Annotated in this window: 23 protein-coding genes; 16 read left to right on the top strand and 7 right to left on the bottom strand. The window is 67.9% G+C overall.

Going from position 1 to position 21,090, the window contains the following annotated elements; translation table 11 throughout:
- Positions 1-48: 48 nt before the first annotated feature.
- Both QWJ38_RS02995 and QWJ38_RS02990 read left to right on the top strand, forming a co-directional pair.
- Entirely contained in the window at positions 49-606 is a 558-nt protein-coding gene (locus tag QWJ38_RS02995) for a DUF1697 domain-containing protein (protein ID WP_290357548.1), read from the top strand.
- A gap of 131 nt (positions 607-737) precedes the next feature.
- Positions 738-2,318, top strand: coding sequence for a thioredoxin family protein (locus QWJ38_RS02990; RefSeq protein WP_290357547.1), 1,581 nt, complete (start codon positions 738-740; stop codon positions 2,316-2,318).
- Here QWJ38_RS02990 and QWJ38_RS02985 read toward each other — a convergent pair.
- Both QWJ38_RS02985 and gstA read right to left on the bottom strand, forming a co-directional pair.
- Positions 2,293-2,880: an NUDIX hydrolase gene (locus QWJ38_RS02985; protein ID WP_290357546.1), complete on the bottom strand. Its 588-nt coding sequence runs from the start codon at positions 2,878-2,880 to the stop codon at positions 2,293-2,295. The genes QWJ38_RS02990 and QWJ38_RS02985 overlap by 26 nt on opposite strands.
- Complete coding sequence (gene gstA, locus QWJ38_RS02980) at positions 2,877-3,485, bottom strand: glutathione transferase GstA (RefSeq protein ID WP_290357545.1); 609 nt, start codon at positions 3,483-3,485, stop codon at positions 2,877-2,879. The genes QWJ38_RS02985 and gstA overlap by 4 nt, the downstream gene beginning before the upstream one ends.
- A gap of 136 nt (positions 3,486-3,621) precedes the next feature.
- Between gstA and QWJ38_RS02975 the strand changes: the two genes are divergently transcribed.
- From QWJ38_RS02975 to QWJ38_RS02955, 5 genes are all read left to right on the top strand, one after another.
- On the top strand, positions 3,622-4,092 hold the full coding sequence (locus QWJ38_RS02975) for a MaoC family dehydratase (RefSeq protein ID WP_290357544.1): 471 nt from the start codon (positions 3,622-3,624) through the stop codon (positions 4,090-4,092).
- Positions 4,089-4,508, top strand: coding sequence for a DUF5329 family protein (locus QWJ38_RS02970; protein WP_290357543.1), 420 nt, complete (start codon positions 4,089-4,091; stop codon positions 4,506-4,508). Before QWJ38_RS02975 ends, QWJ38_RS02970 begins: the two co-directional genes overlap by 4 nt.
- Positions 4,509-4,726: 218 nt before the next feature.
- The gene (locus QWJ38_RS02965) at positions 4,727-6,199 is read left to right on the top strand and encodes an alpha/beta hydrolase (protein ID WP_290357542.1); all 1,473 of its coding nucleotides are present in this window, start codon (positions 4,727-4,729) and stop codon (positions 6,197-6,199) included.
- A complete protein-coding gene (locus QWJ38_RS02960; protein ID WP_290357541.1) occupies positions 6,196-6,996 on the top strand; it encodes an ABC transporter ATP-binding protein in 801 nt (266 codons plus the stop codon). Before QWJ38_RS02965 ends, QWJ38_RS02960 begins: the two co-directional genes overlap by 4 nt.
- Positions 6,993-8,174 carry an ABC transporter permease gene (locus tag QWJ38_RS02955; RefSeq protein WP_290357540.1) on the top strand — a complete coding sequence of 394 codons (1,182 nt, stop codon included), beginning with the start codon at positions 6,993-6,995 and terminating at the stop codon, positions 8,172-8,174. The genes QWJ38_RS02960 and QWJ38_RS02955 overlap by 4 nt, the downstream gene beginning before the upstream one ends.
- A gap of 389 nt (positions 8,175-8,563) precedes the next feature.
- Here the strand turns inward: QWJ38_RS02955 and QWJ38_RS02950 are convergent, their stop codons facing one another.
- A complete protein-coding gene (locus QWJ38_RS02950; RefSeq protein ID WP_290357539.1) occupies positions 8,564-9,268 on the bottom strand; it encodes a helix-turn-helix transcriptional regulator in 705 nt (234 codons plus the stop codon).
- A gap of 105 nt (positions 9,269-9,373) precedes the next feature.
- Between QWJ38_RS02950 and QWJ38_RS02945 the strand changes: the two genes are divergently transcribed.
- A complete protein-coding gene (locus QWJ38_RS02945) occupies positions 9,374-9,760 on the top strand; it encodes a DUF4902 domain-containing protein (protein WP_290357538.1) in 387 nt (128 codons plus the stop codon).
- Positions 9,761-9,954: 194 nt separating this feature from the next.
- Positions 9,955-10,209 (top strand): DUF2061 domain-containing protein, encoded by a 255-nt coding sequence (locus QWJ38_RS02940; RefSeq protein WP_290357537.1) that lies wholly within the window; start codon positions 9,955-9,957, stop codon positions 10,207-10,209.
- Here the strand turns inward: QWJ38_RS02940 and QWJ38_RS02935 are convergent.
- A complete protein-coding gene (locus QWJ38_RS02935; protein ID WP_290357536.1) occupies positions 10,145-11,128 on the bottom strand; it encodes a Bug family tripartite tricarboxylate transporter substrate binding protein in 984 nt (327 codons plus the stop codon). The genes QWJ38_RS02940 and QWJ38_RS02935 overlap by 65 nt on opposite strands.
- An 83-nt stretch (positions 11,129-11,211) precedes the next feature.
- Positions 11,212-11,466, bottom strand: a complete 255-nt coding sequence (locus QWJ38_RS02930; protein ID WP_290357535.1) for a YkgJ family cysteine cluster protein — start codon at positions 11,464-11,466, stop codon at positions 11,212-11,214.
- A 113-nt stretch (positions 11,467-11,579) separates the two neighbouring features.
- Between QWJ38_RS02930 and mnmG the strand changes: the two genes are divergently transcribed.
- The 4 genes from mnmG to QWJ38_RS02910 are packed head-to-tail and all read left to right on the top strand — an operon-like array spanning position 11,580 to position 15,838.
- Complete coding sequence (gene mnmG / locus QWJ38_RS02925; protein WP_290357534.1) at positions 11,580-13,565, top strand: tRNA uridine-5-carboxymethylaminomethyl(34) synthesis enzyme MnmG; 1,986 nt, start codon at positions 11,580-11,582, stop codon at positions 13,563-13,565.
- 10 nt (positions 13,566-13,575) lie between these two features.
- Entirely contained in the window at positions 13,576-14,235 is a 660-nt protein-coding gene (gene rsmG / locus QWJ38_RS02920; RefSeq protein WP_290357533.1) for a 16S rRNA (guanine(527)-N(7))-methyltransferase RsmG, read from the top strand.
- Positions 14,236-14,293: 58 nt separating this feature from the next.
- Positions 14,294-15,064 (top strand): ParA family protein, encoded by a 771-nt coding sequence (locus QWJ38_RS02915; RefSeq protein ID WP_290357532.1) that lies wholly within the window; start codon positions 14,294-14,296, stop codon positions 15,062-15,064.
- Positions 15,065-15,070: 6 nt separating this feature from the next.
- On the top strand, positions 15,071-15,838 hold the full coding sequence (locus QWJ38_RS02910) for a GNAT family N-acetyltransferase (RefSeq protein ID WP_290357531.1): 768 nt from the start codon (positions 15,071-15,073) through the stop codon (positions 15,836-15,838).
- Positions 15,839-15,847: 9 nt separating this feature from the next.
- On the opposite strand, the gene QWJ38_RS02905 is transcribed toward QWJ38_RS02910, so the two are convergent.
- On the bottom strand, positions 15,848-16,285 hold the full coding sequence (locus QWJ38_RS02905; protein ID WP_290357530.1) for a GNAT family N-acetyltransferase: 438 nt from the start codon (positions 16,283-16,285) through the stop codon (positions 15,848-15,850).
- Positions 16,282-17,223, bottom strand: a complete 942-nt coding sequence (gene argC, locus QWJ38_RS02900) for an N-acetyl-gamma-glutamyl-phosphate reductase (RefSeq protein WP_290357529.1) — start codon at positions 17,221-17,223, stop codon at positions 16,282-16,284. The genes QWJ38_RS02905 and argC overlap by 4 nt, the downstream gene beginning before the upstream one ends.
- A gap of 53 nt (positions 17,224-17,276) precedes the next feature.
- Here argC and QWJ38_RS02895 point away from each other — a divergent pair, with 53 nt between their 5' ends.
- The 3 genes from QWJ38_RS02895 to QWJ38_RS02885 all read left to right on the top strand — a co-directional run bounded on the left by QWJ38_RS02895 (position 17,277) and on the right by QWJ38_RS02885 (position 21,085).
- Positions 17,277-17,813 (top strand): RBBP9/YdeN family alpha/beta hydrolase, encoded by a 537-nt coding sequence (locus tag QWJ38_RS02895; RefSeq protein WP_290357528.1) that lies wholly within the window; start codon positions 17,277-17,279, stop codon positions 17,811-17,813.
- A 14-nt stretch (positions 17,814-17,827) separates the two neighbouring features.
- Complete coding sequence (locus QWJ38_RS02890) at positions 17,828-18,739, top strand: ParB/RepB/Spo0J family partition protein (RefSeq protein WP_290357527.1); 912 nt, start codon at positions 17,828-17,830, stop codon at positions 18,737-18,739.
- A 423-nt stretch (positions 18,740-19,162) separates the two neighbouring features.
- Positions 19,163-21,085: a PrkA family serine protein kinase gene (locus QWJ38_RS02885; RefSeq protein WP_290357526.1), complete on the top strand. Its 1,923-nt coding sequence runs from the start codon at positions 19,163-19,165 to the stop codon at positions 21,083-21,085.
- Positions 21,086-21,090: the final 5 nt, after the last annotated feature.

The raw sequence follows: 21,090 nt of genomic DNA, 5'->3' as shown, positions 1-21,090 counted from the left end.
AGGCGCTCGCCGCATAATGCCAGCGTTAGGCCGTCGAACCAAGGCGCGATGAGCAAATACGCCGCCCTCTTCCGCAATCTCAACCTCGGCCGGCGCCATTGCCCGGACAAGGCGCTGTTCGAGCAGGCCTTTGCCGAGGCCGGCGCGCAGCGGCCGGCCTCATTCCAGGTCAATGGCAGCTTGGTCTTCGAGGCGCGCGGCGACGCGGCGGCGCGGCGCATCGTGGCCGGCGCCCGCGAGCGGCTGCATGCGGCTTGCGGACTGGCCGAGCCGGCCTTCCTGCGCCGCGTCGAGGCGCTGCGTGCGCTGGTCGACGCGCAGCCCTTTGCCGGCCTCGATCCGGCGGACGAGATCTATGACCGCTGCATCTGCTTTCTTTCGCAAGCAACGCCGCCGCCGGACCCCGCCACCCTGCCCTGGCGCTCGCCGCGCGGCGATGCCGAGATCATTGCCTACAGCGCCGCCGCCCATGCGGCGCTGGGTCTATCGCGCAAGCTGGGTGCCAGCCCTGGCAGCCCGAATGCGCTGCTCGAGCGGCGGCTGGGCGCACCGTCGACGATGCGCAACTGGGGCACGCTGAACCGGCTGGTCGACCGGCATGGCTGAAGCGGCGGCGCGCAAGGCCAAGGACTGCATAAGCTAGCGCTATCCCCGCATAGGCAGGGCCCAAGGCTTGGGCGCACAATGGCGCCATCCCTGTCCATGGCCGCCCCACGAGGGCGGCGCACCACGTCCGCATGAAGCTGAAGAGAAGCAACGCCGTCCTGTCGGCCCTGGCTGCCGCCATCGCGCTGACCCTGTCCTCCCCCGCCTCGGCCGCCTCGGCGCCCGGCAACGCGGCCCAGGTCGCCTGGCAGCAGGCCGCCGGCGATGCCGATATCGAGCGCGCCTTCGCCCAGGCCAAGAGCGAGAAGAAGCCGGTGCTGCTGTACTGGGGCGCCAAATGGTGCCCGCCCTGCAACCAGCTGAAGGCGACCCTGTTCAACCGCCAGGACTTCATCGAGCAGTCGCGCGCCTTCGTCGCCGTGCACATCGACGGCGACCTGCCCGGCGCGCAGAAGCTGGGCAGCCGCTTCAAGGTGCGCGGCTACCCGACCATGATCCTATTCAGCCCCGAGGCCAACGAGATCACCCGCCTGCCCGGCGAGGTCGATGCGCCGCAGGTGCTGAAGGTGTTGCAGCTGGGCCTGGCCGGCGGCCGCCCGATCAAGACGGTGCTGGCCGATGCCAAGGCCGGCAAGAAGCTCGGCGCCAACGAATGGAAGCTGCTGGCCTTCTATTCCTGGGAGACCGACGAGCAGCAGCTGGTCTCGCCGATCGAGCGACCGGGCCTGCTGGCCCAGCTGGCCGTGGCCAGCGCCGGTATCGATGCAGACACGACGACACGGCTGTGGCTGAAGGCGCTGGCCGCCAGCGACGAGGGCAAGGGCGTCAAGCCCGACGCCGCGCTGCAGCAGCGCGTGTCGGCCGTGCTGGCCAGCCCGGCCGAGGCGCATGCGCAGATGGACGTGCTGACCAACGGCGCGGCCGACATCGTCAAGACCCTGGCGCCGGAGCCGGGGGCGACGCGCGACAAGCTGCTGGCCGAGTTCGAGACGGCGCTCAAGCGGCTGGAGGCCGACACCTCGCTGTCGCGCGCCGACCGCATGACGGCGCTGCAGGCGCGCGTCGAGCTGGCGCGGCTGGACCAGCCCCGGGACGCGCTCACCCCGAAGCTGCCGCCGGCGCTGATCAAGGACGTGCGCGAGCATGTCGCCCGCGCCGACCGCGAGATCAGCGACGGCTACGAGCGCCAGGCCGTCATCACCGGCGGCGCCTATCTGCTGGGCCTGGCCGGCCTGTGGAAGGAGAGCGACGAGCTCTTGAAGGCCAATCTGGCCAAGAGCCATTCGCCCTATTACCTGATGAGCCAGCTGGGCGGCAATGCGCGCAAGCAGGGCCGCAAGGACGAGGCGCTGCGCTGGTACGAGGAGGCCTTCCAGAAGAGCGAGGGCCCGGCCACGCGCCTGCAATGGGGCTCCAACTACTTCGCCGCCCTGGTCGAGCTGGCGCCGCAGGACGCCGGCAAGATCGAGAAGACCGCCGCCCAGCTGTTCAGCGAGGCGGCCGCCGACAAGAGCGCCTTCTACGAGCGCAGCGCGCGCTCGCTGCAGAAGGTGGGCGCCAAGCTGAACAGCTGGAACGCCGAGGGCCAGCACGCGGCCGCGGTCGGCCGGCTGAAGACGCAGCTGGACGGCGTCTGCGCCAAGGTCGACACGGCCGACAGGCAGCGCGCGACCTGCGAGGCGCTGATCAAGACGCCGGTGAAGAAGGGCTGAGGCCCTTCAGCTTGGCCGCCAGGCCCTGCAGGCGCGGCTCGTCGCCGCCGCTTGCCAGCCATTCGTCCAGCGGCCACCAGGCCGCCGCGTGCACCTCGTCGAGCTGGGCGCGCAGCCGCCCCGGCTCGCGCTGCGCGATCAGCAGATAGGCATAGTCGTGATGCCAGTGCGCGCCTTCGCCCTTGGCCGGGTTGGCGGCGATCGCATGGCTGTCGATGTCCAGCGGCAAGTCCTGACCCCAGGCCGGATGGGCCGCCAGCGCGCTGACGCCGGTCTCCTCGGCCACCTCGCGCAGCGCCGAGTCCCACAGGCTCTGCCCCGCCTCGTGATGGCCGCCTGGCTGCAGCCAGCGGCCGATCACGCGGTGGTGGATCAGCAGGACCTGGCTCAAAGTCGGGTCCAGCACCAGCGCGCTGGTCGTCACATGGCCGCGCATATTGGCGCGGGCCATCGGGTCGCCGGCATCGTCGTCCAGCTGTTCGCGCAGCGCTGCCAGGCGAGCGTGCTCCGCGGGAAAGCGCGCCAGGTACAGCGCCAGCTGCCGGCGCGCCTCGTCCCTCACTTCAGCAGGCCTTCGGCCTTCATCGCCTCCTGCACCGCTGGGCGTGCCGCGATGCGGGCGCGGTAGGCGTTCAGGGTCGCATAGGGCGCCAGGTCGACGCCGACGTGCGGCGCCCAGTTGGTGACGGTGAACAGATAGCCGTCGGCGACGCTGAACTGGTCGCCCAGCAGGAACTGCTTGCCCTGCAGCTGCTGCTCGACCCAGGCCAGGCGATCGGCCAGCTTGGCGCGGAAGATGGCCTTCGCCTCCTCTGGCATGGCCGGATTGAACAGCGGCGAGAAGCCCTTGTGCAGCTCGGTGCCGATGAAGGTCAGCCATTCCTGCAGCCGGTAGCGCTCCAGCGTGCCATGGGCCGGCGCCAGCTTGGAGGCGGGCGCCTGGTCGGCGATGTACTGGACGATGGCAGGGCCCTCGGTCAGGCGCTGGCCGTCGTCAAGCTCCAGCAGCGGCACATAGCCGCGCGGGTTGATCGTGTAGTAGTCGGTGCCGTCCTGCAGCCGGTGCGTCTTGGTGCTGGCCAGGACCGGCTCGAAGGCCACGCCCGCCTCGCGCAGCGCGATATGCGGGGACAGGGAACAGGCGCCAGGGCTGTAATAGAGCTTCATCGTCGGGAACTCCTTGTTCGAATTGAGAATCGCGGCGGCGACCATACGACGGAATCGAAAACTCTGCAGGCGCCGGGTCGAATCGGCTGGTCCATGGCCGGTTCATGATGTGCAAGCCGCGCCTTATAGTGGGCCGATGGACGAGACAAAGAAAACCTACGCCTTCGAAGACTTCCCGGTCGGCGCGGTGCGCGAGTTCGGCGGCCGCCAGGTCGGGCGCGAGGAGGTGCTGGCCTTCGCCGCCGCCTACGATCCGCAGCCGCTGCACCTGGACGAGGCCGCCGCCAATGCATCGATCCTCGGCGGCCTGTCGGCCAGCGGCTGGCACACCTGCGCGATGGTGATGCGGATGATGTGCGACAACTACCTGCTGGACTCGACCAGCCAGGGCTCGCCCGGCATCGACAATCTGCGCTGGCTGAAGCCGGTGCGGCCCGGCGACACCCTGAACGTGCGCATGACGGTGCTGGAAGCCCGCGAGAGCAAGAGCCGGCCGCAGATCGGCCTGGTGCGCTCGAGCTGGGCCGTCTTCAACCAGCATGGCGAGCAGGTGCTGAGCATGGAAGGCTGGGGCATGTTCGGCCGCCGCCACCCCGCCGGCGCATGAACTCCCGGCGCCGGGCCGCGGCCCTGTTCGCTGCGCTGCTGCTGGCGGGCGGCGCCGCGCAGGCCGCGCCGCTGCCGCCGCCGGTGCGCGCCGAGGTCGACGCGCTCCTGGACCGGCTGCAGCGCTCGGGCTGCCAGTTCGGCCGCAACGGCAGCTGGTACGAGGCCGGCGAGGCGCGCGCGCATCTGCTGAAGAAGCTCGCCTATCTGGAGGACAAGAACCTGGTCGCCAGCAGCGAGGATTTCATTGAGCGCGCCGCCACGCGCAGCAGCGTCAGCGGCCAGGCCTATCTGGTGCGCTGCGGCGGCAGCCAGGCCGCGCCGGTCGAGAGCCGCGCCTGGCTGAGCGCCGAGCTGAAGGCGCTGCGCGCGGCCGCAGCGCCGGCCGGCCCGAGCGGCTCGTCCGCCAGGCGCTGAGCGCCAGGCCGGCAGCGCGATCAAGACCAGCATCTGCGTCGAGAAGAACAAAGACGCCCGAGGCCCGCCCGTCGCGCCGGGCCGCCATTCATCGCCGGCCCCCGCCATCCACCGCAGCCATGCCGGCGCGGCCGCAGGCGGCCCACATAATCGCCCGCATCAGACGAGGAGAGCCGCCGATGCGCTTGCGAAGAAGAACAGCAGTCCGAACGAGGGTGATGCCCGGCCTGGCAGTTGCAGCGCTGATGGCGATGGCAGGCGGCGCGCGGGCGGCCGATGCGGATCCGCCGACCCACCCCTGCCGCATCGAGGGCATGCCCAATGAGCTGCAGTGCGGCCAGCTGCGGCGGCCGCTCGACCCGGCCCGGCCGGCCGGCACGCAGATCGAGATCCACTACATGATCGTGCCGGCAATGGCGCGCAACAAGCAGCCGGACCCGGTGCTGCTGCTGGCCGGCGGGCCGGGGCAGAGCGCGATCGACATCGCGCCGCTGGTGCTGCCACGGCTGGCGCGGCTGAACAACCGGCGCGATCTGGTCTTCATCGACCAGCGCGGCACCGGCCGCTCGGCGCCGCTGCAATGCGCGGACGAGAGCAGGCTGCCGATCAAGGAGGCGCTCGATCCGGCCGCCCAGTTCGCCCGCATGAAGCAATGCGCGCTGGACCTGGCCAGGCTGCCGCACGGCGATCTGCGCTTCTACACGACAACGATCGCGATGCAGGACTTCGAGGCGGTGCGCCAGCGCCTGGGCGTGCCGCAATGGAATCTGGTCGGCGCCAGCTACGGCACGCGCGCCGCGCTCGAATACCAGCGCCAGTTCCCGCATCAGGTGCGCCGCACGGTGATGGACGGCGTAGCACCGCCGGACATGGCGCTGCCGGCCAGCTTCTCCACCGATTCCCAGGCGGCGCTGGACGAAGTGTTCGCCAGCTGCGAGCAGGACCGCGAGGGCTGCGCCCGACGCTATCCGGCGCTGCGCCGCGACTGGGCCGCGCTGCTGGCCGGCCTGCCGCGCGAGGTGACGGTGCAGCATCCGCTGAGCGGCGAACCGGAGCGCTTCACGCTGCGCCGCGAACTGCTGATGAGCGCCGTGCGCGTGCCGCTGTATGCGCCGGCGCTGGCCGCCGGCCTGCCCGCGGCGATCACGGCCGCGGCGGCCGGCCGCTACGAGGGCCTGTTCGGCCTGGCCAACACTCTGGGAGGCAGTGGCAAGGCGATGAAGCTGGCCGCCGGCATGCACTTCTCGGTGATTTGCGCCGAGGACCTGCCGCGTCTGGAGGCGGCCGGCGACCGGCCCGGCGCCGATTTCGCCGAGCAGTACCGCGAGCAATACCGCCGCAGCTGCCGGGACTGGCCGCGCGGCGAGGTCGCGCCGGACTTCTACACGATCCCGCCGGCGCAGACGCCGGTGCTGCTGCTCAGCGGCGGCGCCGATCCGGCCACACCGCCGCGCCATGGCGAGAGGGTCGCGAAGGCGCTGGGCGCGCGCGCGCAGCACATCGTCGTGCCACAGGCCGGCCATGGCGTGTTGAGCATCGCCTGCATGCGCGACGTGCTGTTCCGCTTCATCGATGCGAAGAGCGACGCGGCAGCGCTACCGCAGGACGCCGCCTGTGCCACCCGCATCCCGCGCCCGCCGGCCTTCCAGCCGGTGCAGCCCGGCGCCTCCTCTTCCAGGGCCTCCTCATGATCGCGATCGACCAGGTCAGCAAGTCCTTTGTTTCCCGCGTCGGCGGCTCGGTGTTCAAGCGCGGCGGCAAGAGGATCGTCCACGCGGTGCAGGGCGTGTCGCTGCACGCGCCCAACGGCCGCATCACCGGCCTGCTGGGGCCCAATGGCGCCGGCAAGACGACGACCTTGCGCATGCTGGGCGGGCTGTTCGCGCCCGACGCCGGCCACATCGCCGTCGACGGCATCGCGGTGGCCGAGCGGCCGCGCGCGGCATTGGCCCGCATGGGCCTGCTGGGCGACGCGCACGGGCTCTATCCGCGCCTGTCGGCGCGCGAGAACATCATCTACTTCGGCCGCCTGCAGGGCATGGAGCAGGACGCCGCCAATGCGCGCGCGGTGGAACTGGCGCGGTTGCTGGACATGGGTGCCATCCTGGACCGCCGCGCCGAGGGCTTCAGCCAGGGCGAGCGCATGAAGACGGCGCTGGCCCGTGCGCTGGTGCACGACCCGGCCAATATCGTGCTGGACGAGCCGACCAACGGCCTGGACGTGCTGGCCACCCGCGCCCTGCGCGAGGCGCTGCGGCATCTGAAGAGCCCCGCCGGCGGCGGCAAGTGCATCGTGTTCTCCACCCACATCATGCAGGAGGTGGAGCTGCTGTGCGAGCACGTGGTGGTCGTCGCCAGGGGCCGCAGCGTGGCCGAGGGCACGGTCGAGCAGCTGCTGGACCAGGCCGGCGCAAGCGGTTTCGAGGATGCCTTCGTGAAGCTGGCCTTTGCCGATGCGCGGGAACAGGAAGAGCAGGTGGCCGCATGAAGGCGCGCGAATGGTCGAGGAATTGCGGCATCGTTTTTGGCAAGGAGATCGTGGACGCGCTGCGCGACCGCCGCACCCTGCTGCGCCTGCTGATCCCGGCGGTGCTGATGGGGCCGCTGCTGCTGCTGGCGCTGTCGGGCCTGATCGCCTCGCTGGAGGAGCGCGCCGACAAGCGCGAGCTGCTGGTTGTCGGCATCGAGCATGCGCCCAGCCTGCGCAACTTCCTCGAGCGCCAGACCTACACGGTCAAGCCGGCGCCGGCCGACTACGAGGCGCGGTTGCGTGCGACGACGCTGCTGGAGCCGGTGATGGTGATCGCCAGGGACTTCGAGCAGGCGCTGCGCGCGGGCGAGCGGCCGACGGTGGAGCTGGTCAGCGACAGCGCCAACCAGCGCGCCAATGCGGGCATCGGCCAGCTGCAGCGCCTGCTGGCCGGCTTCAACCGCGAGCAGGCGACGCTGAACCTGGCGCTGCGCGGCGTCTCGACCGAGCTGCTGCAGCCGGTCGAGGTGCAGGAGCGCGACCTGGCCAGCGCTCAGGCCCGCGCGGCGCGCATCACCAGCATCATTCCGATGTTCATCATCATGGCCGTGCTCTATGGCGCGCTGACCGCGGCGCTGGACAGCACGGCCGGCGAACGCGAGCGCGGCTCGCTAGAGCCGCTGCTGATGAACCCGGTGCAGCCCTTTGCCCTGGTGCTGGGCAAATGGGGCGCGGTGGCCGCGCTGGGCATGGCGGTGGCGCTGCTGTCCAACCTCGGCTTCATCCCGGCGCAATGGCTGCTGAAGAGCGACAGCCTGCAGGCGATGTTCCAGTTCGGCGGCCGTGAGGTGCTGGCCTTTCTGCTGCTGCAGCTGCCGCTGGCCGCGGGCCTGGGCGCGCTGCTGATGGCGCTGGCGATCCGCTCCAAGACCTTCAAGGAGGCGCAGGCCGGCAGCGCGCTGGTGATCACCCTGGTCGGCCTGGCGCCCATGGTCAGCATCCTGAACCCCAGCGGCGACGCGCCCTGGTATTTGTGGGTGCCGGGCCTGGCCCAGAACACCTTGATGATGCTGGTGCTGAAGGGCGAGGCGCTGCGCGCGGATCAGGTGCTGCCTTCGGTGATCGTCGGCCTGGCGCTGACCCTCATCTGCCTGGGCTATGTGGCGCGCTCGATGCGGGCGGCGGTGGCACGCTGAGGGCGCGGCCGGCGGACGGTGTCCAAATACGAATGGCCGCCATCCCTGCGGAACGGCGGCCATCGGCGATGACAGCGTTTATTTTCTTTTTGATTCAACAGCCCGGGATTTCACAATACCCGCTTCTTCATCTGCCGCCCGGTGTGTATATATCCGGGCTCTCCCGACAGATACTAGCGCATAGTTTGAAACACCGGTCTGGATAAGTAATTACCGGCCTGCGGAAATCCTATTTACCAACCACCGACGCGCGGAATATTCGGGGTCGTTTGCGAGGTCTTGAATGCATTCATTCGAAACTCCTGTTGCCATCGAGATTGCGATGGAAGAAGTTTCACTGCGCATTCAAATGCTGTATAGCTACACGAACATGTAGTTTTTGCCGCAGCTCAGATCAGATTGTGGCGCACGGCCAGCGCGATCGCCTGCTGCTTCTTCGTGACATTGAGCTTCTTGAAGATCGAGCGCATGTGGTAGGACACGGTCGAGGCAGAGCAGTGACAGATCAGCGCGGTCTCCTCGACGGACTTGCCTTCCATCGCCCAACGCAGCACTTCCTTCTCACGCGGGCTCAGGCCCTTGAGGCTGTCGATTCGCGGCGGAGTGAGCACTTCCATGGCCGCTGACTGCGCATGCACCGCCAGCAGCTGCAGATCGGCCATCATACGCACCAGCTGGCCGTCCTCACTGGGCAAGGCCTGATCACGGTCCATGCCGAGCAGGAAATGCTTGCCATTGCCCAGGTGCAGGGCCACGCAGACGCCGGCTCGATAGCCGAACTGCGCCTGCCGCTCCCACAGGTCGACCGCGTTCTCCTTCAGGTACAGCGCCTGGTCGTAGATGAAGGGGACGCTGAGCTTCTTGAACAGCTGATTGACCGGATCGCGTGCCGAATCCCCGGGGTCAAGGCTCTGCTCGATATAGGCCTGCGGGGTATTGCCGAGCGAGACGAATTCGGCGCCCTGTCCATTCAGACGGTCGTAGACGACCACGGCATTGACGAGGCCGAAATCCATGTCATGGGCAAATGAAACCAGCTTGCTCTGCAAGCTGTCCAGATCCTTGGTCTGGCTGATATCGAGAAACCGTCTCAACTCCATATTAGTTCTCGCCCTCGGCCCCGCCCCTACAGGAATATGCAGCTACCGCCGCGACGTGGGGGATGCAAAACTGTTTTTCCCAACCTTTGGAGCTCCGCTATGTTCGCACATGCATGGCAGGTCACGACCTGGAAACCGGTGCAACTTACCCCCACACAATTCTCGGAACTGCTGGAAAAATTTGAAAAGATCAGCAGCAATGTCTTGCGCTCACCACGAAGCACGCTGCGCTGCGGCCAGGCGCTGTGGGCCGCGCCGGTCGAAGGCCGGCACCGCGGCGATCGCATCGGCATCGCCTGGGACTGGGCCGAAGTCCGCGAGGGCGTCGTCGCCCTGGTCGATCCGATGCGTCTTCTGTCCAATCTGCAGCTGGTCGACGACGACGGCATCTGTCTCGACGAGAGCGCGTTGGTGGTTCATCTGAACACGGCCCTGTACGCGCTGGACTGGCAGTCCAGCGCGATGGAGCAGCGCAGACCCAGCTAGCAGGCCGTGTTCGGATGCATCGCCGCGCATTGTCCCGGATCGCGCTGGCCGGCCGGTGCGGGTCGATCAAATCCCGCGCCGCGTGCTTTGCCTATCGCCCACGCGAGCTATCGCCGCGATCGGTGAATGCAAATCGACCTTGGCGCGCATGTTAAGTAGCATTTAGCTATTGAATAACCAATTCACATAGCGACATGGCAAAGACGGCAAGTTTCGGAGCGCTCCACCTCTGCACCTCCTTCGGCGTCACCTATGCGCTGACCGGCAATATCGCCGTGGCCGGCGCGGTGACCTTTGTCGAGCCGCTGCTCAACACGGTGGTGCATTACTTCTTCGACAAGTACTGGGATCACCCCCGCCTGCGCGCGGGCCGGCAGTGGTTGCTCAATCGGCGCGGATCTTGGCGCGTGTCACCACCGCCTTCCAGCGCTGCTGCTCCTGGGCGATGAATTGCGCGAACTGAGCCGGGGTGTTGCCGACCGCCTCGGCGGCATCGCCGCTCAGCCGCTCGCGCGAGGAGCTGGAGCGGATGGCCTTGGCCGCCTCGGCGGCCAGCTTGTCGGCGTTGGCCGGCGCCAGATTGGCCGGCGCCATCAGCCCATACCACTGCGTCATCTCGAAGCCGGGGAAGCCCTGCTCGGCCACCGTCGGCACCTCGGGCAGCTGGGCCAGGCGCTCCTTGGAGCCGGTGGCGATGCAGCGCAGCTTGCCGGCCTTGATGAACTGCATCACCGCCGGCGCACCGACCGAGGCGGCGTCCAGGCGGCCGGCCAGCAGGTCGGTCAGCTGCGGGCCGGTGCCGCGGTAGGGCACGTGCAGGATGAAGAGATTGCCGACCATCTTCAGGTATTCCATCGCCAGATGGCCGGCGCTGCCATTGCCGGCCGAGCCGTAGTTCAGCTGCCCCGGCTTCTTGCGCACCAGGGCGACGAACTCCTTCAAATCCTTGACCGGCAGGTCCGGATGGACCACATAGAGGCTGGGCACCTTGGCCAGCAAGGTGATCGGCTTGAAGTCCTTGACCGGGTCGTAAGGAAGCTTCTCGTACATATAGGGGTTCACCGCCAGCGTGCCGATATGGCCGAGGATCAAGGTGTGCTGGTCGTCGGCGCGCGCCACCTCGCCCATCGCGATATTGCCGCCGCCGCCCGGCTTGTTCTCCACATAGACGGTCTGGCCCAGGGTCTTGCTGAGCTCCACCGCGGTTGCGCGGGCCACGATCTCGCTGCTGCCGCCCGGCGCGAAGGGGACGACCAGGCGGATCGAGCGGCTGGGCCAGGCGGCTTGCGCGGCGGCCGGCGACAGGCCGAGCGCCGCGAGGCCGGCGCCGAGAAGGAGTTGGCGGCGATCGAGTTCGGCGGAATACATGCGACGGCTCCTGGACAAACGGTGATGCGCCAGTCTAGGCAGGGGCCGCGCGCCGGGCATCCGTGATGCCCACATCGGCAGTGTCAGGGCCGGGTCGCCTGTTCCATCCAGCCCAGCCAGCGCATCGCCTGCTCGCGGCTGTCCCCGCACATCAGCTCGCCGGGCTGCAAGGAGGCGCAGACCGCCGGCCGCTCCGGCCGGCCGAAGATGCGGCAGCGGTCGGCCTCGTCGAGCTGGATGCAGCGCACACCGGCCGGCTTGCCGGCGGGCATGCCCGGTATCGGCGAGCTGATCGAGGGCGCGATGCAGCAGGCGGCGCAATGGTCGCGGCAATTCATGCCGATATTGTGCGGCCGGCTAGGGTCCATGCCCGTGACTTATCCACAGGGCGCCGCTAAAATTCAGGGTTTGCCCGCGCCGCTGTCCGGCGCCTCTCTGCCTGGGTGCACCGATGCTTTATCCGAAGGAATTCGACGTCATCGTCGTTGGCGGCGGCCATGCCGGCACCGAGGCCGCCTTGGCCGCGGCGCGCATGGGCTGCGCGACGCTGCTGCTGACCCACAATATCGAGACGCTGGGCCAGATGAGCTGCAACCCCTCGATCGGCGGCATCGGCAAGGGCCATCTGGTCAAGGAGGTCGATGCGCTGGGCGGCGCGATGGCCGCGGCGACCGACGAGTCGGGCATCCAGTTCCGCATCCTCAACGGTTCCAAGGGTCCGGCCGTGCGCGCCACCCGCGCCCAGGCCGACCGCGTGCTGTACAAGGCGGCGATCCGCCGGCGGCTGGAGAACCAGCCGAACCTGATGCTGTTCCAGCAGGCGGTCGACGACCTGATGGTCGAGGGCGACCGGGTCGTCGGCGCCGTCACCCAGGCCGGCATCGCGTTTCGCGCCCGCGCCGTCGTGCTGACGGCCGGCACCTTCCTGGACGGCCGCATCCATGTCGGCCTGGAGAACTACAGCGCCGGCCGCGCCGGCGATCCGCCGGCGGTCTCGCTGTCGGCGCGGCTGAAGGAGCTGAAGCTGCCGCAGGGCCGGCTCAAGACCGGCACGCCGCCGCGGCTGGACGGCCGCACGATCGATTTCTCGAAATGCGAGGAGCAGCCGGGCGACCTCGATCCGGTACCGGTGTTCAGCTTCCTCGGCAACGCCGCCCAGCATCCGCACCAACTGCCCTGCTGGATCACCCACACCAGCGAGCGCACACACGAGATCATCCGCTCCGGCTTCGACCGCAGCCCGATGTTCACCGGCGTGATCGAGGGCGTCGGCCCGCGCTACTGTCCCTCGATCGAGGACAAGGTCAACCGCTTTGCCGACAAGGACTCGCACCAGATCTTCCTCGAGCCCGAGGGCCTGACCACGCACGAGTTCTATCCGAACGGCATCTCCACCTCCCTGCCCTTTGATGTGCAGCTGGCCGCCGTGCGCTCGATCCCCGGCCTGGAGAACGCCCACATCCTGCGCCCCGGCTATGCGATCGAGTACGACTACTTCGACCCGCGCGGCCTGAAGTCCAGTTTCGAGACACGCGCGATTCAGGGCCTGTTCTTCGCCGGCCAGATCAACGGCACGACCGGCTATGAGGAGGCGGCCGCCCAAGGCCTGTTCGCCGGCATGAACGCAGCGCTGCAGGTCCGCGGCGACGGCCCCTGGCTGCCGGGCCGCGACCAGGCCTATCTGGGCGTGCTGGTCGACGATCTGATCACCAAGGGCGTGACCGAGCCCTATCGCATGTTCACCAGCCGCGCAGAGTTCCGCCTGCAGCTGCGTGAGGACAATGCCGACCTCCGGCTGACCGAGATCGGCCGTCACATGGGCTTGGTCGACGACGTCCGCTGGGATGCTTTCAACCGCAAGCGCGATGCTGTTTCACGTGAAACAGAGAAGCTGAAGTCCACCTGGGTTCATCCCGGCACCCTCCCGGCGGCCGATGCCGAACGTCTGGTCGGCAAGGCGCTGGAGCGTGAATACAACCTGATCGACCTGCTGCGCCGACCGGGCGTCGTGTTCGACACCGTGGCCGAGGTCGCCTCGATCGCCCGGCCGGAGGCTGGCATATCACGTGCGGCACTCACCGCCGATCTCGGCGAAACCTTGTCGGAGGCGGTCATCGAGCAGATCGAGACCAGCGTCAAATACGCCGGCTATATCAACAAGCAGGTCGAAGACGTGGCCCGCGCCGCGCATTTCGAGAACCTGAAGCTGCCAGCCGAACTGGACTATGCACAGGTCCAGGCCCTGTCCTTCGAGGTGCGGCAAAAGCTCGGCCAGCAGCGGCCCGAGACCCTCGGCCAGGCCTCGCGCATCTCCGGCGTCACGCCCGCGGCGATCTCGCTGCTGCTGGTCCATCTGAAAAAGGGCCGCTTCAAGGGCTTCGCCGACGATGCCCCGGCCAAGGCCTCCAACAACGACACGAACAGCGCGGCCGCCTGACCCCCCGCCCATGACCGACACCTCTACCCTGCGCGAGCCGCTGCTCGCGGCCGCGCAGACGCTGAAGCTCGAACTCAGCGACGCACAGATCGACAAATTGCTGGCTTATCTGGGGCTGATCCAGAAATGGAACAAGGTCTACAACCTGACCGCCGTCCGCGATCCGCGGGCGATGCTGACCCAGCATCTGGTCGACAGCCTGAGCTTGGTGCCGGCGCTGCGTCGACATGCGGCCGGTCGGCCGCTGCGGCTCATGGACGTCGGCAGCGGCGGCGGCCTGCCTGGCGTCGTCCTTGCGATCTGCGATCCAACCCTGGACGTGACCTGCGTGGACGCGGTCGCCAAGAAAGCCAGCTTCATCAAGCAAGTGGCGGCCGAACTGGGCTTGGCCAATCTGCATGGCGAGCACTCGCGCGTCGAACAGCTGAAGGCCCCGGCCTTTGACCTGATCACCTCGCGCGCCTTCGCATCGCTGCTCGACTTCACCGCCCTGACCCGCTCACATCTGAAGCCCGGTGCCATCTGGCTGGCAATGAAGGGCCAACACCCGGCCGACGAACTGGCCGCCCTGCCCGCAGACCTCGACGTGTTTCACGTGGAACAACTGCAGGTGCCGGGCCTTGAAGCGCAACGCTGCCTGATCTGGATCCGACCCAAAACCGAGGGCTGATCCCGCCTTGCCGCCCGGCGGCCCGGGCTAATATCTGCCTGCTTAGAAAAACCAGACCATGGCCAAAATCTTCTGCGTCGCGAACCAAAAAGGCGGGGTCGGCAAGACCACGACCACCGTCAATCTGGCCGCCGGCCTGGCCCAGGTCGGCCAGCGGGTGCTGGTCGTCGATCTCGATCCGCAGGGCAACGCGACCATGGGTTCCGGCATCGACAAGCGTGCGCTGGAATTGACCGTCTACGACGTGCTGCTCGAGTCGGCGACGATTGCCGAGGCCCGGGCCCGCAGCGAGAAGGCCGGCTATGACGTGCTAGGCGCCAACCGCGAACTGGCCGGCGCCGAGGTCGAACTGGTCGAGCTGGAGCGCCGCGAGCGCCGGTTGAAGGCGGCCCTGGCCGCTGTGGCAGATGACTACGACTTCGTGCTGATCGACTGCCCGCCATCCCTCTCGATGCTGACCTTGAACGGCCTATGCTCGGCCCATGGCGTCGTCGTGCCGATGCAGTGCGAGTACTTCGCGCTGGAGGGCCTGTCCGATCTGGTCAACACGATCAAGCAGGTGCATGCGAACCTGAACCCGGACCTGCAGATCATCGGCCTGCTGCGCGTGATGTTCGATCCGCGCATCACCTTGCAGCAGCAGGTCAGCGAACAGCTGAAGAGCCATTTCGGCGAGAAGGTCTTCGACACGGTGATCCCGCGCAATGTGCGTCTGGCCGAGGCGCCCAGCTACGGCCTGCCCGGCGTCGTCTTCGATCCGGCCTCCAAGGGTGCCCAGTCCTTCGTCGACTTCGCCCGCGAGATGGTGCGGCGCGTCACCACGATGTAAGACGTCATGGAGACGACGCTGGCGGAACGGGCGGAACTTGCCGGGCTGAATGCCTCGGCACCGCCTCAGCAGGCCCGCGTCGACGGCTGGCTGATCCGCCTCTCCCCCGGCAAGGCCAAGCGATCGCGTTGCGTCAATGCGATCGCCGCCGGCGAGATGCCGCTGGATGAGGTGCTGCGCCGCTGCCGCGACAGCTTCGGCGCCGCCGGCCTGCCCCTGATCGTGCGCATCACCCCGTTCAGCCAGCCGGCCGATCTCGATGCGCAGCTGGCGGCGCGCGGCTGGTACAGCTTCGACCCGACCGATGTGATGGTGCTGGATGCGCTGCCACCCTGCGTGCCAGGCACGCCGGCGGCGCCGCTGCGGGCGCTCAGCGGCCCGGACTATGCGCGCCTGGTCGGCCAGCTGCGCGGCTCCAGCGGCCAGGCGATCGCCGCCCATGCCGAACGGATGGCCGCCTCGCCGGTGCCCTACCAGGGCTACGCCCTGTACGACGCCGACGCGGCCACGCTGCTGTGCTGCGGCCAGATCGCGCGCGAGGGTGAGCTGGTCGGGCTCTACGACATCTTCACGCCGCCGGCCCAGCGCGGCCGCGGCCATGCGGCGCGGCTGTGCGGGGCCCTGCTCGAACAGGCGCGTGCCGACGGCGCCCGCCAGGCCTATCTGCAGGTCAGTGCCGACAACCTCGCGGCCCAGCGCGTCTATGCCCGCCTGGGCTTCCGCCCGGCCTATCGCTACCACTACCGCAGCGACGACCCGGCCGCATGCGCATGAACGCAGCCCTCAGTCGCGCGGCCGCCAGACCTTGATCAGGATGTAGCGGGTGAAGCCCGGCACATAGTCGTGCACATGGGCCATCATCGCGTAGCCCAGACGCTCGTAAAGCTCGGCATGGCGGTCCGACAGGGTCTCGATCAGCGCATCGACGCAGCCGCGCTTGAGCGCCTGCGCCTCCAGCCGGCGCAGCAGCTCGCTGCCCAGGCCATGGCCGCGCAGTTCCTCGTCCACCCACAGGTAGTTGATGAACAGGCGGCGGAATTCGGTGCGGCCCAGCGCGCCGGCGATCAGGCGGCCCTGCTCGTCATGCAGCCCGCAGGCAATGTCCTGCGCCTGGCCGCCGGCGGCCAGCGCGCGGCCGTAGGCGGTGACGCCATCGCGGACGCGCGCCGCGTCGGCGGGGGCCAGCTCTTGCGACCAACGCCGGCCGGCGTCCTCGGTCAAAGCCCCAGGCCTTCGTCGACGCCCAGATGGACGTTCATCGCCTGCACGGCGGCGCCGCTGGCGCCCTTGCCCAGATTGTCCAGGCGGGCCATTAGCAGGATCTGCTGATCGTTGCCGAACACGGCCAGATCGACGCGATTGGTGTCGTTGCAGGCCTGCACGTCGAAGGCGCCCTCTTCCAGCGTGGCCGGGTCGCGCAGCGGCAGCACGCGGACGAAGCGCTCGCCCTCGTAATGCGCGGCCAATGCCTGCTGGACATCCTCCGGGCGCGCGCCGGCGCGCAGCTGGCTCAGGTGCAGCGGCACGGTGACGGCCAGGCCCTTGTAGAAATTGCCGACGATGGGCATGAAGACCGGCGCGTTCTTCAGGCCGGTGTGGGCCATCATCTCGGGCAGGTGCTTGTGGGTCAGGCCCAGCGCATAGGGGCGCGGCGAAGTGAGCTTGGGCTCACTTGCCGCTTCGTACTGGGCGATCATGCTCTTGCCGCCACCCGAATACCCGGTGATCGAGGTGGCCGAGATCAGCGCGTCCGGGCTCAAGAGGCCGGCATCGACCAGCGGCCGCACGGCTAGGATGAAGGCGCTCGCATGGCAGCCCGGATTGGCGATGCGCTTGGCGCCGCGGATCTTCGTGCGCTGGCCGCGGTCGAGCTCGGGCAGGCCGAAGGCCCAGCCGGGCGTCGTCCGATGCGCGGTGCTGGCATCGATCAGGCAGGTGTTGGAGTTGTTCACCATGAAGGCCGCCTCGCGCGAGGCGACATCGGGCAGGCACAGAAACGCCACGTCGGCCGCGTTCAGCAGGCGCGAGCGTTCGGCCGCGTCCTTGCGCTTGTCGGCATCGATGCGCAGCACCTCGATATCGCCGCGCGCGGCCAGGTATTCATGAATGCGCAGGCCCGTCGTGCCCTCTTGTCCATCCACAAACACCTTGTAAGTCATGACTACTTCTCCAGCACAATCGAATCGAAGGACCGAAAGCATAAAGCCAAACGATGGATGATCGACGTGTACTGCTATTGCCCGGCTGGTTGAACTCCGACCCCGCGCATTGGCAAAGCCGCTGGGAGCGGCTGTTCGGCTATCAGCGGGTGGAGCAGGCCGACTGGCAATGGCCGCGCCGCGGCGACTGGATGGCACGGCTGGAGGAGGTGCTGCTGGCCGACCCTCGACCGGCGCTGCTGGTCGCCCATTCGCTCGGCTGCCAGCTGGTGGCCAGCTGGGCCGAGCACACGCGCCATGCCGAGCGCGTCGCCGGCGCGCTGCTGGTCGCGCCGCCGGACACCGAGCGCACCGACACGCCGCCGCAGCTGCATAACTGGCGGCCGATACGCCGCAGCCGCCTGCCCTTTCCCAGCATCGCCGTCGTCAGCGGCGACGACCCCTTCTGCGCGCCCGAGCGCGCCACGCAGATGGCGGCCGACTGGGGCGCGCAACTGCTGCTGGCCGGCCCGCGCGGTCATCTGAACAGCGAGTCCGGACTGGGCGACTGGCCCGAGGGTCAGGCCCTGCTGGCCGAACTGCAGCGGTAGGGGACAATCGCGCCATGGTCACGAAAAAACCCAAAGGCCTCGGCCTGGGCCTGGAGGCGCTGCTGGGCCCCAAGGTCAGCGACAACCCGGCGCCGGTCCCGTCCGGCCGCGACGGCGAACCCGGCACCCTGAAGCTGGAGCAGATGCAGGCCGGCAAGTACCAGCCACGCACGCGCATGGATGAGGGTTCACTGTACGAGCTGGCCGAGAGCATCAAGGGCCAGGGCATCATGCAGCCCATCCTGGTGCGGCCGATCACGCCGAACGGGCATGTGGCCTACGAGATCATCGCCGGCGAGCGGCGCTTCCGTGCCGCCAAGCTGGCCGGTCTGCGCGAGGTGCCGGTGCTGGTCAAGGCGGTACCCGACGAGGCCGCCGCCGCGATGGCGCTGATCGAGAACATCCAGCGCGAGGACCTGAACCCGCTCGAAGAGGCGCAGGGCCTGCAGCGCCTGGTCAACGAATTCCATCTGACCCACGAGCAGGCGGCGCAGGCGGTCGGCCGCTCGCGCAGCGCTGCTAGCAATCTCTTGCGCCTGCTGCAACTGGCCGCGCCGGTGCAGAACATGCTGATGGCCGGCGACCTGGACATGGGCCATGCACGCGCGCTGCTGCCGCTGGAAGGCGCGCAGCAGATCACCACGGCCACCGAGATCGCGGCCAAGAAGCTGAGCGTGCGCGAGGCCGAGCGCCTGGTGGCGCGCGCCGGCGCCGGCCGCCAGAAGCCGCTGCTGCGCGTGCGCGGCGACAAGAGCCGCGATGTGCTGAGCCTCGAGGAGGAGCTGTCCGATCTGCTGACCGCACAGGTCGAGATCCGGGTGAAGAAGCGCACCAAGCGCGGCGAACAGGGCGAACTGTCCATCCAGTTCGGCTCGCTGGACGAGCTCAACGGCCTGATCGACCGCCTGCGCGGGCCGCAGGCATAAACAATCGCCAGCTAAGCAAAGCACCGCGCGCGCAAAGCGCTTCTCGAAGCCGTGAGCCCTTCACGGCTTTTTTGTTACCGTCCCTGGGGCCAAGGCCATGGCTGGCACGCCGAATGCATGGGATCGGAACATGCGCCCACCACCCATTCGAGGGTGAGGTTAAGCGCAACAGGTGCCAGGTGTTGCCTACACCGGCCACGCCAGTTCGGCGTAGCATGGTGTCAACGCTTGGTGGGTTCCAACTGTTGAGGAAGACAGGCACGGTTCATACCGCCCATCGAGCCCTGCGTTGAAGCTGTCCACGTCGGATCTCGGAAAGCTCTGATGACGCCTCGCACCCGCGGTCGGGGTGCCATCAGAACTTCCCAGCAGATGCCGGGCGCGCTGCGCCCCGCGTCTCTGGACCCCAACAGGAGGTCGAGCATGGACGTGATCAGCAAGTTCGCAGAACGCTACGAACGCACCCGGGTCGAGGAGCTCTCGCTGGAGGACTACCTCGCCGAGTGCAAGCGCAATCCCCTCGCTTACGCAACCGCAGCGGAGCGCATGCTGCAGGCGATCGGCGAGCCGCAGATGGTCGACACGCGCAACGATCCGCGGCTGTCGCGCATCTTCGCCAACAAGACGATCAAGATCTATCCGGCCTTCGCCGAGTTCTATGGCATGGAGGACGCGATCGAGCAGGTCGTCAGCTATTTCCGCCATGCCGCACAGGGCCTGGAGGAAAAGAAGCAGATCCTCTATCTCTTGGGCCCGGTCGGCGGCGGCAAGAGCTCGATCGCCGAGCGGCTCAAGCAGCTGATGGAACAGGTGCCCTTCTACGCGCTGCAGGGCTCGCCCGTAAACGAGAGCCCCCTGGGCCTGTTCGACGCGCTGGAGGACGGGCCGCTGCTGGAGCAGGAGTTCGGCATTCCGCGCCGCTATCTGAACCGCATCCTGAGCCCCTGGGCGGTCAAGCGCCTGGACGAATACGGCGGCGACATCCGCCGCTTCAAGGTGGTCAAGAAGTACCCCAGCGTGCTCAAGCAGATCGCCGTCTCCAAGACCGAGCCCGGCGACGAGAACAACCAGGACATCTCCTCGCTGGTCGGCAAGGTCGACATCCGCAAGCTCGAGACCTATGCGCAGGACGATCCCGATGCCTACAGCTATTCGGGCGGCCTGTGTCTGGCCAACCAGGGCCTGCTGGAGTTCGTCGAGATGTTCAAGGCGCCGATCAAGGTGCTGCACCCGTTGCTGACGGCGACGCAGGAAGGCAACTACAAGGGCACCGAGGGCTTCGGCGCCGTGCCCTTCGACGGCATCGTGCTGGCGCACAGCAACGAGAGCGAGTGGAAGACCTTCCGCAACAACAAGAACAACGAGGCCTTCCTCGACCGCATCTACATCGTCAAGGTGCCCTACTGCCTGCGCGTCAGCGAGGAGATCAAGATCTACGAGAAGCTGATCCGCGGCTCCTCGCTGGCCTATGCCAAGTGCGCGCCCGGCACCCTGAAGATGATGAGCCAGTTCGCGATCCTGACCCGGCTGAAGGAGCCCGAGAACAGCTCGCTGTATTCGAAGATGCTGGTCTACGACGGCGAGAACCTGAAGGACACCGACCCGCGCGCGAAGAGCTACCAGGAGTACCGCGACTATGCCGGTGTCGACGAGGGCATGAGCGGCATCAGCACGCGCTTCGCCTACAAGATCCTGTCCAAGGTCTTCAACTTCGACAGCGCCGAGGTGGCGGCCAATCCGGTCCATCTGATGTATGTGCTGGAGCAGCAGATCGAGCGCGAGCAGTTCCCGAAGGAGTTCGAGGAGAAGTACATCGGCTTCATCAAGGAGGCCTTGTCACCGCGCTACGCCGAGTTCATCGGCAAGGAGATCCAGACCGCCTATCTGGAAAGCTATAGCGAGTACGGCCAGAACATCTTCGACCGCTACGTCACCTATGCCGACTACTGGATCCAGGACCAGGAGTACCGCGACACCGATACCGGCGAGGTCTTCGACCGTTCGGCGCTGAACGCCGAGCTGGAGAAGATCGAGAAGCCGGCCGGCATCAGCAACCCCAAGGACTTCCGCAACGAGATCGTCAACTTCGTGCTGCGCGCGCGCGCCAACAACGCCGGCAAGAACCCGGCCTGGACCAGCTACGAGAAGCTGCGCACGGTGATCGAGAAGAAGATGTTCTCCAACACCGAGGAGTTGCTGCCGGTGATCAGCTTCAACGCCAAGGCCAGCGCCGACGAGGCCAAGAAGCACGAGGACTTCGTCAACCGCATGGTCAACAAGGGCTACACGGCCAAGCAGGTGCGTCTGCTGTGCGAGTGGTACCTGAGGGTGCGCAAGAGCAGCTAAAGGAG

Origin of the sequence: Roseateles violae (genome assembly GCF_030410485.1) — a bacterium.
Lineage (GTDB): Bacteria > Pseudomonadota > Gammaproteobacteria > Burkholderiales > Burkholderiaceae_C > Roseateles_D > Roseateles_D violae.
The sequence above is the reverse complement of the archived record's forward strand: the minus strand, read 5'-3'. Positions and strand labels throughout refer to the sequence as shown.